Here is a 15,771-nt window from a genome sequence, read left to right on the forward strand (position 1 = left end):
ACAGAGAGAATGTAAAGAGCACGGGTGATTCCAGTCCAACACTAATTACGGATGAATTGATACAGGAAAGGTATCGGAATTTCCGGCACGCCGGTCGGCGGCCTCGTGATACTCGCCGGGTAGCCGCCGGCCGCCACCCGCGGAACCCTGGGTATCCGCCGCCACCAGTTCCGGCATGAGCCGGGCCATGGCGGGGTTCTCGTTCCCCTGCCGCCACACCAGGTCGAGTTCGACCCGTGCGCCCACTTCGGCGAGCGGCCGGTACGTCACCTGATCGAACCGCATCCCCGCGGCGGATTCGGGCACCAGCGCCACACCCCAGCCCAAGTTCACCAGCGCGAGGATGCTGTGCACCTGGGTCATGTACTGCGTGACCACCGGGACAACGGCCGCGGCATGCAATACCGAGGTGACCAGTTCGTGGAAGTACCGCGCCTCCACCGGTGCGTGCATCACCATGTCCGCACCGTGTAGATCGCCTACCGGCAGTTCGCCCGTATCCGCGGCGAGCGGATGGGTTGCGGGTATCGCCGCGATCAATCCCTCCCGCACGAACGTGCGGGTGACCAGATCGGGCCGGGTGACCGGCGGCCGGACCATGCCCAGATCCAGCGACCCCTCGGAGAGTGCCTCCACCTGGTCCATCGTCACCATCTCGCGCAACTCCACATCGACATCGGGAAGCGCCGCCCGCGCCGCGGCCAGGACCCGGGGCAGCCCGGAGTGCACGCTCGCCCCGGTGAAACCGAGGCGCAGGACACCGCCGGTACCCGCCGAGACCCGCCGGACCGAGAGCGCGGCCCGTTCGGCCTGCTGGAGCAGGCGGCGGGCGTCGAGCAGGAACGCGCGCCCGGCGCGGGTGAGTTTCACGGTGCGATTCGACCGGTCGAACAGTTCCGCGCCCACTTCCTTCTCCAGCAGCTGGATCTGCCGGCTCAGCGGCGGCTGGGTCATGCGCAGCCGTTCGGCGGCGCGGCCGAAATGCAATTCCTCTGCCACGGCGACGAAATGGGTGAGCTGGACAAACGTGAACATCCGATACCGACCTTGTATTGATAGATATGTAATCAGTGTTGGACGTGAATCATAGATGCTTCCTAGGGTGAGGTCAGCAGGTCCCCCCGAACAGGAGCGCACGCCATGACCACTGCCTCTCCGCAGGAAATCGCCAGGAAGCTGGGCTCCGGCCTGCTGTCTTTCCCGGTCACCCATCTGCGGGCCGACGGCTCCTTCGACGAAGCCGCCTACCGGGAGAACATCGCCTGGCTCGGCGGCTACGACGCCTCCGGCCTGTTCGCCGCCGGCGGTACCGGCGAGTTCTTCTCCCTCACCCCGGCCGAGGTCGAACAGGTCGTCACCGCCGCGGTGCAGGAGGCGCCCGAAGGACTGCCGGTGATCGCGCCCGCCGGTTACGGCACCGCGACCGCGGTCGAGATGGCCCGCTCCGCCGAGCGCGCCGGCGCCCACGGCATTCTGCTGCTTCCGCCCTACCTCACCGAGGCGAGCCAGGAAGGCCTCGTCGAGCATGTGCGACAGGTCTGCGCGGCCACCGACCTCGGCGTGATCATCTACTCCCGCGCCAATGCCGCCTACTCCGAATCGGCGGTGGCCGAGCTGGCCGACCGCTGCCCGAACCTGGTCGGTTTCAAGGACGGTATCGGCAATATCGAACAGATGACCCGGATCTACGCGGGCGTCGGTGACCGTCTCACCTATGTGGGCGGGCTGCCGACCGCGGAAATGTTCGCGCTGCCCTACCTGGCGCTGGGTGTCACCACTTACTCCTCCGCCATCTACAACTTCGTCCCCGAATTCGCGCTCGCGTTCTACAACGCCCTGCGCCGCGGGGATACCGCGTTCGTGCTGAACGCGCTGAACGAGTTCGTGATCCCGTACTGCGACCTGCGCAACCGCAAACCCGGGTACGCCGTGAGCATCATCAAAGCGGGTATGAAGGTCGTGGGCCGTCCGGCGGGCCCGGTGCGCAGCCCGCTGACCGACCTCGACGAATCCGAACTGGCCGAACTGGCCGATCTCGTGAAGAAGGTGAGCTGATGACCACCGCCGAACTCCTCACCGGCGCCAATCTCGTCGGAACGGCCGAGGTACCCGGTAGCACCGGGGCATTCCGCGCGGTGAACCCGGCGACCGGTGCCACCCTCGAACCGGAGTACCGGGCGGCCGACGCCGCCACCGTCGCCCGCGCCGCCGCGGCGGCCTGGGCAGCCTTCGCCGAATACCGGACCACCGATTTCACCCGCCGCGCCGCCTTCCTCGACAGCATCGCGCGGGAAATCGAGAATCTGGGGGAGGCCCTGGTCCAGCGGGCCGTCGCCGAATCCGGCCTGCCCGAGGCGCGTATCCGCGGTGAGATCGGCCGGACCACCGGCCAGCTCCGGCTCTTCGCCGACGTCGTCCGCGAGGGCAGCTGGACCGGCGCCCGCCTCGACCGGCCCGATCCGGCGCGCACCCCGCTGCCCAAACCCGATCTGCGGCAGCGCCGTATCCCGCTGGGCCCGGTGGCCGTCTTCGCGGCGAGCAATTTCCCGCTGGCCTTCTCGGTCGCCGGTGGCGATACCGCCTCCGCGCTCGCGGCCGGGTCGCCGGTGGTGGTGAAGGCGCATCCCGCGCATCCCGGAACCTCCGAACTGGTGGCGCGGGCGGTGCTGGCGGCAGTCCGCGAACACGAGCTGCCCGAGGGAACCTTCGCGCTGCTGCACGGCGGCGTCGAAACCGGTCTCGCGCTCGTCGGAGACCCGAATATCCGCGCGGTCGGTTTCACCGGCTCCCGGCAGGCCGGGCTGGCCCTGACCGCGGCCGCGGCCGCCCGCCCGGTGCCGATTCCGGTCTTCGCCGAAATGTCCAGCGTCAACCCGGTTTTCGTACTTCCCGGCGCGCTCGCCGAACACGGTGCCCGGCTGGGCGCGGAGTTCGTGGCCTCGCTGACCACCGGTGTCGGCCAGCTGTGCACCAGCCCGGGGCTGATCTTCCTGGCCGACGGCCCGGGTGCGGACGAATTCGTCACCGCGGCACGGGAGGCGGTGGGGTCGGCGTCCGGCGCGCCCATGCTCAACGCCGGTATCGCCCGGTCGTTCGCGGCCGGTGTCGAGCGGCTGACCGAGACCGACGGGGTGGAACTCGCGGCGACCGGCGCCGCGGGCGGCACGCGCTGCTCCGGCGATCCGCATCTGTTCGTCACCACCGCCGAACGGTTCCGCGCCGCCCGCGAACTCCAGGAGGAAGTCTTCGGCCCGAGCTCGATCATCGTGCGCGCCGCCGACCCCGCCGAACTGCTCGTACTGGCCGACGAGCTGGAGGGTCAGCTCACCGCCACGGTGCACGCCACCGCCGCCGACCGGGAAACGGCGCGGGCGCTGGTGGGCAAACTGGAACTGATCGCCGGGCGGGTGCTGTTCGACGGCTGGCCCACCGGTGTGGAGGTCGGGCACGCCGTCGTCCACGGCGGTCCGTACCCGGCCACCTCCGCACCCGCCACCACCTCGGTGGGCACCCGTGCCATCGAACGTTTCCTGCGGCCGGTGAGCTACCAGAACGTGCCCGAGGAACTGCTCGCCGACGAGATCCGCACGGAGAACCCGCTCGGCATCTGGCGGCGGGTCGACGGGGCGGTCACCCGGGACTGACCGCGGAGATTCAGTCGAACGCGGTTGCGCGCGTGACCTTTTCCCACGCCGTAACCTCCTCGCGGACGCCGTCCAGGTGGCCGAGCACCGTATCCACGGCATCCTCGCCCAACGGCAGGTGCAGTGGCGTGTGGTCGGCATCGAGCGCGGCCCGGATGGCGGCGGCCGCCTTGGCGGGATCGCCCGGCTGGGTGCCGTCGCCGTTCTCGACCATCCGGCGCGTGGCTCCCGCGGTTTCCGCGTATTCCGCCATCTCGGCGCTGAAGTAGGCCGCGCCCGGCCCGAACAGGCCGGTGCGGAAGGCCCCGGGTTCCACCACCAGCACGCGGATCCCGAACGGAGCGACCTCGTCGGCCAGTGCTTCCGCGTAGCCCTCCAGCGCGAACTTCGTGGCGCTGTAGGCCGAGAAGCCCGCGAACGACATCTGCCCGCCGACGCTGCTCATCATGACCACGGCGCCCGACCCCTGCGCGCGCATACCGGGCAGGACGGCACGGGTGAGCGCGGCCGGGCCGAAGAAGTGCAGGTCGAACAGGTCGCGGAGTTCCCGGTCGGTGGTTTCCTCCGCGGCGCCCACCTGCGTCCGGCCGGCGTTGTTGACCAGGACGTCGATGCGGCCGTGCCGCGCGGTGATCTCGGCGACGACGGTCTCGATCCGCGCGGTATCGGTGACATCGAGAGCCACCGGATCGATCTGGTCCGGGTAGGCGGCGACCAGATCGTCGAGGGCGGCGGTGCGGCGGGCCACCGCGATCACGGTATCGCCGGCGTCGATCGCGGCCTGTGTGAGTGCGCGGCCGAAACCGCTGGTGGCGCCGGTGATCAGCCAGATCTTGGGATTGCTCACGTCTCGTCTCCTCTTGGTTCGTGCTTCGAGAACGATCCTGCGGTGTCGTCGGGAAGGTGTCCAAGACCCGGTGTGATAACCGTTGGTTATGGATGTCCACGGACGCGAGCTGCGCTATTTCACCGCGGTGGCCGAAGAATCGAACTTCACCCGCGCGGCACAGCGCCTGTTCGTGTCGCAGCCGGCGCTGAGCAAACAGATCCGCGCACTCGAACAGCAATTGGGCGCACCGCTGTTCGACCGGACCGGGCGTTCCGTCCGGCTGACTCCGGTGGGCGAGGCGCTACTGCCGCACGCCCGCCGTGTACTCGCCGCCTGGGACGCCGCCAGTGCGGATGTGGAGCTGGCGAAGGCCGGTCAGCGGGCGACCCTGACGATCGGCATCAGCACCAGTCCGGGCCGGGGGCTGCTCCCGGCGGTCCGGTCGCGATTCGCGGCCGCGTTTCCGGCGGCCAAACCGGTTCTGCGCCAGGTCGGCTGGACGGACCCCAGCACCGGGCTCGCCGACGGATCCAGCGATGTGGCCTACGTCTGGCTGCCGTTGGCCGATGCGCGGCGCTACGACTGGGTCGTGGTGGCCCGCGAGCCGCGCGTGGTGGCGCTGCCGGAAGCGCATGAGCTGGCGAGCCGCGACCTCATCGACTTCACCGATCTGCTCGACGAGCCGTTTCTCGCACTCCCCGAATCGGCGCCCGCGCTGCGGAATCATTTCCTCGCGGTCGAGGAGCGCGGCGGGCGGCCGGCGATCATCGGCGGCGAGATCTCGAGTACGGAGGAAACCTACGAATCCGTGCTGAACGGCGACGGTGTGGTACTGCTGGCGGCGGGCAACGCCCCGCTGGTCGCGCACGCGGGCGTCGTCGTGCGCCCGGTGCGAGGGATCGGGCCGAGCGAACTGGCGCTGGCCTGGCGGCGGGCGGACGGGCGGCCCCTGGTGCGTGGCTATGTGGAGGCGTGCCGTTCGGCGCTGGCCGGTATGTCCGGGTCCGGGGATCCACCGCGGAATTGAAGTAGAACGTGTTATAGTTTTTCCGGTTTGCGAGCCCCGGCGCGGGTGCCGGGCCGCGGCGCCTCGCGGGGTCGCCGGCGGTTCGGCGGCCCCGCGCCGGAGCGCCGGTCAACATCGCAGGGCCGCTCGTGCGAGCAGGCTCGAAAGGCAGACGAATGAACACTGAACCGCATGTCGACGACACCGCCCTCCTGCACCGCGAGCCCCTGGCGGTGGACCTGCTGGGCAAGGCGCTCGAGCGTTACGCCGACCGCACCGCGGTCCATATCGACGACGCCACCCTGACCTATCGCGACGTGCGTGATCAGATCAGCCGGTTCGCGCAGGCACTGGCCTCGGCCGGCCTGGGCGTCGGCTCGCCGGTGGCCGTGCTCTCGGCGAACCGGCCGGAGGTGATCTTCGCCCAGGGTGCCAACAACGTGAACGGGTCGCGGGCGATGGCACTGCATCCGATGGGCTCGCTCGACGACCACGCCTATGTCCTCACCGATGCCGGGGTGGAAACCCTGATCTACGACCCCGCCGGTTTCGACGAGCGCGCCGCGCAGTTGCGGGACAAGGTCCCCGGCCTGCGGAACCTGTTCTCGTTCGGGCCGTCGGAGTCGGGTACCGACCTCATCGAACTCGCCGCCGGTTTCACCCCCGCCCCGCTGCGGGGTCCGCAGGTCGACCCCAACGAGACGATGAGCCTCGCCTACACCGGCGGCACCACCGGTAAGCCCAAGGGCGTGGAGATGAGCTTCCGCGGCAGCACCACCATGCTGCGCATCCAGATGACCGAATGGGAATGGCCGGACGAGGTCCGCTTCCTGGTGTGCACCCCGCTCAGCCATGCCGGCGCCGCTTTCTGGAACCCCACCGCCCAGCAAGGTGGCTCCATCGTGGTGCTGCCGTACTTCCACCCGGCCAAGGTCCTCGAGGCGATCGAGAAGTACAAGATCACCGCGACCATGCTCGTGCCCACCATGCTGTACGCGCTGCTCGACAGCCCCGATCTCGACAAGTACGACCTGTCCAGCCTGCAGACCGTCTTCTACGGTGCCTCCGCGATTTCGCCGACCCGGCTCGCCGAGGCGATCCGCAGGTTCGGGCCCATATTCTTCCAGTTCTACGGCCAGGCCGAGAGCCCGATGACGATCTCGGTGCTGCGCCGCGGCGACCACGACCTGAACAAGCCGGAGCGGCTGGCCAGTTGTGGCCGCCCGGTGCCGTGGCTCGACGTCGCCCTGCTCGACGAGAAGGGCAACGAGGTGCCTCAGGGCGAACCGGGTGAGGTGTGCGTGCGCGGTCCGCTGGTGATGAACGGTTACCTGAACAAGCCCGAACAGACCGCCGAGGCAACGGAATTCGGCTGGCTGCACACCGGTGATATCGCCCGCCAGGACGAGGAGGGTTTCCTCTACATCGTCGACCGCAAGAAGGACATGATCGTTTCCGGCGGTTTCAACGTCTACCCCCGCGAGGTCGAGGATGTGCTCTCGGCGCATCCGGCGGTGAGCGCCGCGGCCGTGATCGGTGTGCCGGACGACAAATGGGGCGAGGCAGTCAAGGCGGTGGTCGTCCTGCGGGATGGTCAGTCGGTGGCGGTCGAGGAATTGCAGGCCCTGGTCAAGGACCGCAAGGGTGCGGTCTACACGCCGAAGACCGTCGATTTCGCCGACAGCATCCCGGTGAGCCCGCTGGGCAAACCGGACAAGAAGGCACTGCGCGCCCGGTATTGGGGCGAGGGCCGGCAGGTGAACTGAGCGTCGCCGTGTGACCGGGTAGGACAACCTGCCCGGTCACACGGCGATTCGCGCCGTCGTTATCACACCGATGCCGGCGAAACCGTGGACCCGTCCGGTGAACCGGATCAGACTGGGTACCGCCGTTGAGGATCGTCGACAACGAACCATCGCAGCACTGACACGCTGGACACAGCTCCACGACAACAGCTCGCGAGCGGGCCATCCGGGTCCGCACGATGGAACCAGTTGGGATGTGATCAACGATGACTACGACCCAGAGCAGTTCCCGCACCAGGCAGCGGGCGGTACGGGGCGCAGCCGCGGTTACCGGCCTCGGCGCCGTCGCCACCGCCCTCGTCCTCGCGGCCCCCGGCGCCGGCGCGGTACCGCAGAACGTGGGCGCCGATCCGGGCCGGAGCATGGGCATCAGCACTCCCTTCGGCACTACCTGCTCTTATCAGGTGCGGGCCGCGGTCAACAACAACACGCAACCGGTGACCTTCCGCGACAACGGCGTGGTGGTCGGCTTCAATCCGCCGGTCGCGACCCCGAACGGCATTATCGCGACCACTACCTGGACCCCGCCCAACCCGGGGACCCATTTCATCAGCGCGGAACAGGGCGGCGTCACCGTCACCAGCGCACCCATCGAGGTCCGCACCGGAATCAACGCGGGCACGGGTTGCGCGGTGCCCTGATCCGGACCGTCGACGTACCGGTTTCGCGTCCGGCATGCACAGCGGGTCCGTCGAAACCGGCACTCAACGGCCTCGGGCGGCGGGGAGCCGGCGAAGCTGCCACTCCCCGCCGCTGCCGACCGGCCTCGGCAGCATCGACATCTACCGTTCGTAGATATCTCGGCGATGCCCGGCAGATACGACCAGGATGATCAGTTTGCCGTCGTCGACTTCGTAAACGACACGGTAATTTCCGACTCGCAGCCGGAATCCGCTCCGGCCGGTGAGGGCTTTGACGTCTACGCCGTCACGGCGGTAGGGGTCGTCACCCAACAGGGTGAGGGCCACCAGCAGGCGTAAGGCATCTTCCTGCGGGATCGCCCGAAGAGCGCGTCGGGCCGCGGGAGTCCAGGCGAACTCGTATTTCACGCGACAGCATCATTCTCGGAGGCAAGCACCTCGTCCATCATCTGGCCCAGCGTGATGCGTTCGGGCTCACCGCCTTCGGCGAGGGCGTCATCGGCCATGCGGCCGAGCTGCTCGTCTTCCCATTCCTCGAGTTTGGCGAGCATGAACAGTGGAATGACTGCCGCTGCCGGTTCGCCGCCGCGCGTGATCACTGTGACATGCCCGTCCTGGCTGGCGGCGTTCACGACGGAGGGCAATTGCGCGCGAGCCTCGCGAATGCTCAGCTTATCGTCCATATCGAAAGTGTACACGCGGGTGTGTACCGGGCGTGCCGATCGGTCGATGGGCCGGTCGCTCAGCGGTCGGGTGGACCGGTGAGGATCGCGGTGACCGTGTCGATGAGTTCGCTGAGCAATTCGGCGGGGGAGAGGCGGGTACCGCTGAGGGCGAGCATGCCCTGCAGGCCTTCCGGGTCGCCCAGGGTTTGAAACGTCAGGTTCATGGCCTGGGTGAGGCGGAAGCGGATGGTGCGCGGGGACGTCTCCGGGGCGACTCGCTGCAGTAGATCGTTGAAGCGGCGGGCCTGCGGGGCGAAACCTTCGGTCAGCCGGGTGAGGGCGGGGTGATTACTACTCATGATGCCGGCGACCAGGCGGATCCACGGCGTACCGCCGGCGGCCGCCAGTTCGCCGACCGGGCGGACGAAGGCCTCGGCGAGGGCGCGGGCATCCGGCGTCCCGGATTCCTCGACGGCGTCGAGCAATTCGGCGCGGCGGGCGTGCAATTGCTCGCTGCGGCGGCTGATCAGCGCCTCGACCAGGGCGTCCTTGGAGCCGAAATGGTAATGCACCGAGGCGACGTTCGCCCCCGCCTCGGCCATCACCGAACGCAGGGAGACCGCGTCGATACCGCGTTCGGCGAACAGGCGTTCCGCGGCGAGGACGAGGCGTTGATCGGTGGGGAGGTCGGAGTCCGGGGCGAACGAGCCCGCGTCGTCTCCGGTGCCCGGTTGCGCGCGCGGGGGTGCGGGCGGGCGTTCGTCCCGACCCGTCCGCACCCGGCTTCGCGTCATGACCGAGAACTCTAGGAGACGGCGCCGGGCGCGCCGTAGAGGGTCACCACACAGGCGCCGCCGAGCCCGAGATTATGTGCCAATCCGAGCCGTGCGCCGGCCACCTGCCGGTCGCCCGCCGCGCCCCGCACCTGCGTGACGAGTTCGGCGCACTGTGCCAGCCCGGTGGCGCCCAGCGGATGCCCCTTGGAGATGAGCCCGCCCGACGGGTTCACCACCCAGCGGCCGCCGTAGGTGGTGGCCCCGGATTCGACCAGTGCGCCCGATTCACCTTCGCCGCACATACCGAGCGCCTCGTAGGTGAGCAGTTCGTTGATCGAGAAGCAGTCGTGCAGTTCGAGAACGTCGATCTCGTCGATCCCGACCCCCGCGCTCTCGAGCACCCGCTGCCCGGCGAGCCGGGCCATGGGCGCGCCCACCACATCGATCATCGAACCCGATTCGAAGGACGCTCCGGTATCGGTCACCAGTTCCTGGGCCAGGATCGGCACCGCCCGGTCGAGTCCGTGTTCGCGCACGTACCGTTCACTCACCAGCACCGCCGCCCCGGCCCCGTCGGACATGGGGGAGCACTGGGACCGGGTGAGCGGATCGGAGACCAGTTTGTCGCCGAGCACCTGGTCGAGGGTGTAGGCGTCCTGGAACTGGGCTTTCGGGTTGCGGGTGGAGTGTTCGTGGTTCTTCACCGCGACCTGCGCGAGCTGTTCGCGGGTGGTCCCGTACCGCTTCATGTGCTCGTTGGCGGCGGCCCCGAAGAACTGCGCGGTCATCGGTGCGGCGCTGAACCCCGCGGCGGCTTTCAGGGCGTCCATATGCCAATCGACGGTGGTGACCTTCGGGACGCTGCCGTCACCGGACATCGCCTGTTTGGTCATCTGCTCGAACCCGACCGCGAGCACGATATCGGCCAGCCCCGCCTGCACCCATTCCCGCGCGAGCACCAGCGCACTCGACCCGGTGGCACAGTTGTTGTTCACGTTCACCATCGGGATCCCGGTGAGCCCGATCTCGTACAGCGCCCGCTGACCCGCCGTGGACGGCTGGAATACGTAGCCGACGGCGGCGCGCTGCACCCGGTCGTAGGTCACCCCGGCGTCGCCGAGCGCCTGGTGCACCGCCTCGGCGACCATCTCCGGGTAGGTCCAGTCCCGCGACTGGATCTTCTCGAACTTCGTCATCCCGACACCGGCGACATATACCCGCTCGGTCATGTTCTCTCCTCGTTTCGGTGCGGCCCTGTGTGCCGCGATCGTGCCGGTCAGGATTGCGGAGGTTCGGAACCGACCACCCACAGGGCGTGGAACTGGGCGGCCCCGCCCATCGCGTGCCCGACCGCAAGCCGCGCGTCCGGCACCTGGTGCTCGCCCGCGGTCCCGCGCACCTGCATGGCCGCTTCGGCGAAGCGGATCAAACCGGTTGCGCCCGTGGGGTTTCCGGAGAGCACGCCGCCGGAGGGATTGATGGGCAGCGACCCGCCGAACGCGGTCCGCCCGGAATCGACCACCTTCCAGCCTGCGCCGACCTCGGCCAGCCCCACGTTCTCCAGCCAGATCGGTTCGAACCAGCTGTAGGGGATGTAGAGCTCGGCGGTATCGATCTCGCGCGCCGGATCGGTGATCCCGGCCTGCCGGTAGGCGTCGGCGGCGCACAGCCGCCCGGCCTCGGGATTCACCTCGTCGCGGCCCGCGAAATGCCCGGTCTCGGTGCGCCAGGACATGCCGTGGATCCAGGCCGGTGGGCGACCGGTGTGGTGGGCATCGTCCGCGCCGGTGATCACCACCGCGCACGAACCGTCCGAGGACGGGCACGATTCCAGGAACCGGATCGGATCCCACAGCATCCGCGATTCCCGTACCTGCTCGACGGTGATATCGGGTAACTGGATGTGCGCGTAGGGGTTTCGCGTCGCATTCAGCCGGTGGTTCACCGCGATCTGCCAGCCGATGTGCTCGGGCGCTTCCGACCGGCGGATGTACTCCCGGATCACCGGCGCGAAATGCGCGCCCGCCCCCGCGCCCAGCTGGGCGCTGAACGGCAGCCCGCGCGACAGCGCCCAGGTGAAATCACCTTCGGACTCTTTCGAATACGCCACCACCAGCACCCGCCGCGCCAGGCCCGCCTGCACCAGGTGGGCCCCGTAGATCGCCGCGTGCCCACCGACGCTGCCACCGGTGAACACCCGGGTCACGGGCAGTCCGCGCGCCCCGATGGCATCGGCCAGATACAGCTCCGGGTTCATCACCCCATCGAACAGGTCCGGCGTTTTCGACAGCACGATCGCGTCGATCTCGCCGAATTCCAGTTCGGCGTCGGCCATCGCCTCGTCCACGGCCTCGCGCACCATGGCGCCGATGGTGACCTTGCGTTTCTTGGCCTGTTTGCTCTGGCCGATGCCGACGACCGCGAGTTTCATCGGTCTCCCTCCAAAAGGCAGATCATGTTCTGCTGGAGCGCGGGCCCGCTGGTGGCATGCGCCAGGGCGCGATCCGCGCGACCGTTCAGGATGTGCCGGGCGGCGTCGCCGATCCGGATCAGCCCGGTCGCCGTGGTGGGGCGGGCGACCAGTGGTCCGCCACCGGGGTTGATTGCCGCGCCGGACAATCCGAGAATTTCGGCCAGGAACGGTTCCTGGTAGCTGTATTCGGTGTGCAATTCGGCGATCTGGACGTCGCGGGCGCCGAAACCGGCCTGCTGCGCCGCCTTGGCCGCCGCGATCCCGACGGTATCGGCGCGGGTGAGATCCCGGGTGCCCGGATAGTGCGAATCCATCCGGTGGTCGGCGCCGCGTACCCAGGCCGGGCGCCGCGCCAGCCGCCGGGCGGTATCGCCGGCGGCCAGGACGAGCACGGCGGCGGCATCGCCGATGGGCCCGCGGTCGTGTTCGCGCAGTGGCGACGCCAGATACGGCGCGGCCAGCAGTTCGTCCACCGTCACCTCGCCCGCTACCTGCGCGGCCGGGTTACCCACCGCACCGGCACGGGCCCGCGCGACCACCTCGGCCATCTGTTTCTCGTCCAGCGCGCCGGCCGCGATCAGCGCCTGCGCCTGGAGCGCGGCGAGCGCGTCCTGATGCGGCCGCAGCGGGGCCAGGAAGTAGGGGTCGAGCTGGGTTCCGGCCACCTGGTCCAGGTCGTGCGCCAGCGATCCGCGCCCGACCCCGTAGACGACCGCGATCTCGCCCTCGCCGAGTTGCAGCCACGACCACGCCTCGTAGGCCGCCCACGCCGCGTCCATCTCCACATGCGATTCGGAGATCGGCGGCCACGCGCCCACCGCGTCCAGCGATTCGATATAGGCGAACGTGCGCCCCTCGTGGAAATCATGGCTGCCGGAGGTCCAGAAATCGACCTCGGTGCGGTCGATTCCCGCCGAGGCCAGGGCTTCCCGCATCACCGGCAGCAGGATTTCGGCCATATCGTCGCGGCGATCGGCCGCCATACCCGGTGACTGCGCGAATGCCACCACCGCGATCTCACGCATCGGAACCTCCCGTGATCGGCCGGTAGTAGCGAATGCTGTTCATGGAGGTGTCCAGATCCTCGTCGGCGCACCACACCGGTTCCACCCGCATCCCGATATGGACCTCGCTCAGCTCGACATCCCGGATCAGGTGCATGAGGGTGGTGTCCGCGCCGTCCACCTGGATGTAGGCGACCAGGTACGGCGGGTCGATCGTCTGGCCGGGGAACGGGAAGTTCACCACGCAGAAGGTTTTCACGACCCCGTTGCCGCCCAGTTCGAACGGCTCGGACAGTTCGACGAGGCAGCGCGAGCAGAACTCGGGCGCGGGCAGGTACACCCGCTCGCAGGTCCCGCAGCGGCGGGCCAGCAGGCTGCGGTGTTTCAGTCCGCGCAGGAAGGTCGACCGGCCGGTTCCGGCGACGAAGGTGTAATCCACCTTGTGCGGGCTGGTGAACGATTCCACCGGGGTGGGCAGGGTGCTCATCACGCCTCCACCGGTTCGAAGCAGACGATATCGCGGATACTGCCCCCACGTTCCGCCCGCCAGCGCGGGCGCACCCGCAGTCCGGCGGACAGCAGTCCCGGGTCGCCGCCGGTATCCACGGCATGGAACAGGGTGCCCGCGGTGCCGTCGATGGCGATCAGTGCCCAGGCGAAGTGATCGGCGGCGATCTCGTCCCCGGGCCGGGTGGGTACCCAGGTCCAGTGCGCGACCGTGCCGAACGGTTCCAGCCGGACCAGTTCGCCCGTGGGTGCCGAGGTGGCCGGGTCGAATTCGAGGGCCGGGCACAGCACCGCCCCGGATTCGGTGCGCACCCCGTACAGTTCGCCGTCGCGCAGGCCGCCGAGGAAGGTGCCGATTTTCTCGCCGACTGTCCGGTTGTACGGGAATTCGATGGTGTAGGGCGCGGTGAGACTCGCGTCCGGGGGTTCGGCTGTCATCGTTCTCCTGCCGCTCGGGTGCGCGGTCGAGCACACTGGACCGCGCCTCGATCGTGACCCGCGCGCCGACCGATGTCAATCACTTGATTGAATCATTTGATAGATCGGGCGCTCCCGCGACCGGGCGCCTGCCGAACCTTGCTGCACGGCGCGTGGCCATGACGTAAGCTCCGGATTAAAGTAGAACCTGTTCCAATTCCTCGGGTGAGGAGAGATCACCATGGCCATCGTTGAACAGCTGGAGCCGACCGCCGACGGACGCCGCCGGCTCGAGCTGCGCAGCCCCGCGACCCGCGAACGCGTCGGCGAAATCGAGGTGAGCACGGCCGACGATGTCGCCGCGGCGCTGGCCACGGCCCGCGCCGCACAGCCCGGCTGGGCCGCCCGGCCGGTCGCGGAGCGCGCCGAGATCATCCGCAACGCGGTGTCGGTGCTGCTGAAACGCCGCGACGAGATCGTCGAGACGGTGATGCAGGAAACCGGGAAACCGCGGGTCGAGGCGCTGGCCGTGGAAATGGTGCCGGCCTGCGATTTCCTGAACTACTGGAGCGGGCGCGCGCCCAAGGACCTGGCCGACGAGAACCGCCGCCTGCACGGCTATATGCTGCCGCTGAAAAAGCTGGTCATCAACTACCAGCCCCTCGGCGTGGTCGGGGTCATCACGCCCTGGAACGGTCCCTTCATCCTCTCGCTCAACCCGATCGCCCAGGCGTTGCTGGCCGGCAACTCGGTGGTGCTCAAGCCGTCCGAGGTCACTCCGCGCTCGGGCGAATGGGCGGTCAAGGTCCTGCACGAGGCCGGCGTTCCCGAAGACGTCCTGCAGGTGGTGCACGGTGACGGCGAAACCGGCGCGGCACTGGTGAACGGCGATATCGACAAGATCTCCTTCACCGGCAGCGTCGGCACCGGCAAGAAGATCGCCGCCGCCTGCGCGAGCCGGCTCATCCCGTGCACCCTCGAACTGGGCGGCAAGGATGCGATGATCGTCTGCGCCGACGCCGATCTGGATCGCGCCTCGCTCGGCGCGGTGTACCTGTCGATGTTCAACACCGGGCAGGTGTGCGTCGGGGTCGAGCGCATCTACGTGGTGGAGAGTATCGCCGACAAGTTCATCGAAGAGGTGCGTAAACGCGCCGCCGAGGTCACCTACGGCCCGTCCGGGCAGGATGTGGGCCCGCTGTTCTGGGACCGGCAGCTCGAGATCGTGGAAAAGCATGTCGAGGACGCCAAGGCCAAGGGCGCGACCGTCCTGCTCGGCGGTGAATCCGATACCGCCCAGGGCGTGTTCTTCAAACCGACCGTGGTCGTCGATGTGACCCACGATATGGACATCATGCAGCAGGAAACCTTCGGCCCGATCGTCGCCATCATGCGCGTGCGGGACGAAGAAGAGGCGGTGCGCATGGCCAACGACTGCCAGTACGGGCTCAGCGGCAGCGTATTCACCAAGGACAAGGCCAAGGTCCTGCGGCTGGCCAAACAACTGAAGACCGGATCGGTGGTGCAGAACGACGCCTCGGTGATCTACGGCGTCGCCGAGGCACCGTTCGGGGGTCGCAAGGACAGCGGTCTGGGCCTGGTGAACGGCCGCGACGCACTGCGCGGTTTCACCCACCCGCAGCCGGTGCTGCTGGACCGGTGGGGCCTGAAGAAGGAGAACATCTGGTACCCCTACAGCGAGGCCACCGCCGCCACGCTGGAGAAGACCATCGGCACCCTGTTCGGCAACAAGTTCATCCGCCGCCTGGTGCGCTGAGAAGCCGCCCCGGTCGCGCGGCCGGGGCTTCCGCAAGGTGCATAGCAGACGACGCGGGCCCCCCCCGGGAAACGCGGGGCGGGCGGGGGGTCTGGTTTGCTCGTTGCGGATGCCCCGGGCGCGCGAGCGGGGCGGCTTCTCAGCGCAGCAGGCGGCGGATGAACTTGTTGCCGAACAGGGTGCCGATGGTCTTCTCCAGCGTGGCGGCGGTGGCCTCGCTGTTGGGG

16 protein-coding genes are annotated in these 15,771 nt (G+C 68.8%); 6 read left to right on the plus strand and 10 right to left on the minus strand.

The window, feature by feature from the left end; all coding sequences use genetic code 11:
- Nucleotides 1–45: 45 nt before the first annotated feature.
- Nucleotides 46–1,035, minus strand: a complete 990-nt coding sequence (locus QH276_RS17350; RefSeq protein ID WP_280401224.1) for a LysR substrate-binding domain-containing protein — start codon at nt 1,033–1,035, stop codon at nt 46–48.
- A 105-nt stretch (nt 1,036–1,140) separates the two neighbouring features.
- Between QH276_RS17350 and kdgD the strand changes: the two genes are divergently transcribed.
- Both kdgD and QH276_RS17360 read left to right on the plus strand, forming a co-directional pair.
- Nucleotides 1,141–2,055, plus strand: a complete 915-nt coding sequence (gene kdgD / locus QH276_RS17355; protein ID WP_280401225.1) for a 5-dehydro-4-deoxyglucarate dehydratase — start codon at nt 1,141–1,143, stop codon at nt 2,053–2,055.
- Nucleotides 2,055–3,644, plus strand: a complete 1,590-nt coding sequence (locus QH276_RS17360; RefSeq protein WP_280401226.1) for an aldehyde dehydrogenase (NADP(+)) — start codon at nt 2,055–2,057, stop codon at nt 3,642–3,644. The genes kdgD and QH276_RS17360 overlap by 1 nt, the downstream gene beginning before the upstream one ends.
- A gap of 10 nt (nt 3,645–3,654) precedes the next feature.
- Here the strand turns inward: QH276_RS17360 and QH276_RS17365 are convergent, their stop codons facing one another.
- Nucleotides 3,655–4,491 carry an oxidoreductase gene (locus QH276_RS17365; protein ID WP_280401227.1) on the minus strand — a complete coding sequence of 279 codons (837 nt, stop codon included), beginning with the start codon at nt 4,489–4,491 and terminating at the stop codon, nt 3,655–3,657.
- Nucleotides 4,492–4,579: 88 nt separating this feature from the next.
- Between QH276_RS17365 and QH276_RS17370 the strand changes: the two genes are divergently transcribed.
- The 3 genes from QH276_RS17370 (at nt 4,580) to QH276_RS17380 (ending at nt 7,925) form a co-directional block, all read left to right on the plus strand.
- Nucleotides 4,580–5,500 (plus strand): LysR family transcriptional regulator, encoded by a 921-nt coding sequence (locus tag QH276_RS17370; protein WP_280401228.1) that lies wholly within the window; start codon nt 4,580–4,582, stop codon nt 5,498–5,500.
- 155 nt (nt 5,501–5,655) lie between these two features.
- On the plus strand, nt 5,656–7,245 hold the full coding sequence (locus tag QH276_RS17375) for an AMP-binding protein (RefSeq protein WP_280401229.1): 1,590 nt from the start codon (nt 5,656–5,658) through the stop codon (nt 7,243–7,245).
- Between the two features lie 245 nt (nt 7,246–7,490).
- Entirely contained in the window at nt 7,491–7,925 is a 435-nt protein-coding gene (locus tag QH276_RS17380) for a hypothetical protein (protein ID WP_280400312.1), read from the plus strand.
- A gap of 141 nt (nt 7,926–8,066) precedes the next feature.
- On the opposite strand, the gene QH276_RS17385 is transcribed toward QH276_RS17380, so the two are convergent.
- The 8 genes from QH276_RS17385 to QH276_RS17420 are packed head-to-tail and all read right to left on the minus strand — an operon-like array spanning nt 8,067 to nt 13,788.
- A complete protein-coding gene (locus tag QH276_RS17385; protein WP_280400313.1) occupies nt 8,067–8,333 on the minus strand; it encodes a type II toxin-antitoxin system RelE family toxin in 267 nt (88 codons plus the stop codon).
- The gene (locus QH276_RS17390; RefSeq protein ID WP_280400314.1) at nt 8,330–8,608 is read right to left on the minus strand and encodes a type II toxin-antitoxin system Phd/YefM family antitoxin; all 279 of its coding nucleotides are present in this window, start codon (nt 8,606–8,608) and stop codon (nt 8,330–8,332) included. Before QH276_RS17390 ends, QH276_RS17385 begins: the two co-directional genes overlap by 4 nt.
- Before the next feature lie 59 nt (nt 8,609–8,667).
- Nucleotides 8,668–9,384, minus strand: a complete 717-nt coding sequence (locus tag QH276_RS17395) for a TetR/AcrR family transcriptional regulator (protein WP_280400315.1) — start codon at nt 9,382–9,384, stop codon at nt 8,668–8,670.
- Nucleotides 9,385–9,395: 11 nt separating this feature from the next.
- A complete protein-coding gene (locus QH276_RS17400) occupies nt 9,396–10,595 on the minus strand; it encodes a thiolase C-terminal domain-containing protein (protein WP_280400316.1) in 1,200 nt (399 codons plus the stop codon).
- 47 nt (nt 10,596–10,642) lie between these two features.
- Nucleotides 10,643–11,797 (minus strand): thiolase domain-containing protein, encoded by a 1,155-nt coding sequence (locus QH276_RS17405; protein ID WP_280400317.1) that lies wholly within the window; start codon nt 11,795–11,797, stop codon nt 10,643–10,645.
- Entirely contained in the window at nt 11,794–12,864 is a 1,071-nt protein-coding gene (locus tag QH276_RS17410) for a lipid-transfer protein (RefSeq protein ID WP_280400318.1), read from the minus strand. Before QH276_RS17410 ends, QH276_RS17405 begins: the two co-directional genes overlap by 4 nt.
- Nucleotides 12,857–13,330: a Zn-ribbon domain-containing OB-fold protein gene (locus tag QH276_RS17415; protein ID WP_280400319.1), complete on the minus strand. Its 474-nt coding sequence runs from the start codon at nt 13,328–13,330 to the stop codon at nt 12,857–12,859. The genes QH276_RS17410 and QH276_RS17415 overlap by 8 nt, the downstream gene beginning before the upstream one ends.
- Complete coding sequence (locus QH276_RS17420) at nt 13,330–13,788, minus strand: DNA-binding protein (RefSeq protein ID WP_280400320.1); 459 nt, start codon at nt 13,786–13,788, stop codon at nt 13,330–13,332. The genes QH276_RS17415 and QH276_RS17420 overlap by 1 nt, the downstream gene beginning before the upstream one ends.
- A gap of 220 nt (nt 13,789–14,008) precedes the next feature.
- On the opposite strand from QH276_RS17420, the gene QH276_RS17425 reads away from it, so the two are divergent.
- Nucleotides 14,009–15,544 (plus strand): aldehyde dehydrogenase family protein, encoded by a 1,536-nt coding sequence (locus QH276_RS17425; RefSeq protein ID WP_280400321.1) that lies wholly within the window; start codon nt 14,009–14,011, stop codon nt 15,542–15,544.
- Nucleotides 15,545–15,771 lie beyond the last annotated feature (227 nt).

Origin of the sequence: Nocardia carnea, assembly GCF_029869215.1 — a bacterium.
Taxonomy (GTDB): domain Bacteria; phylum Actinomycetota; class Actinomycetes; order Mycobacteriales; family Mycobacteriaceae; genus Nocardia; species Nocardia carnea_B.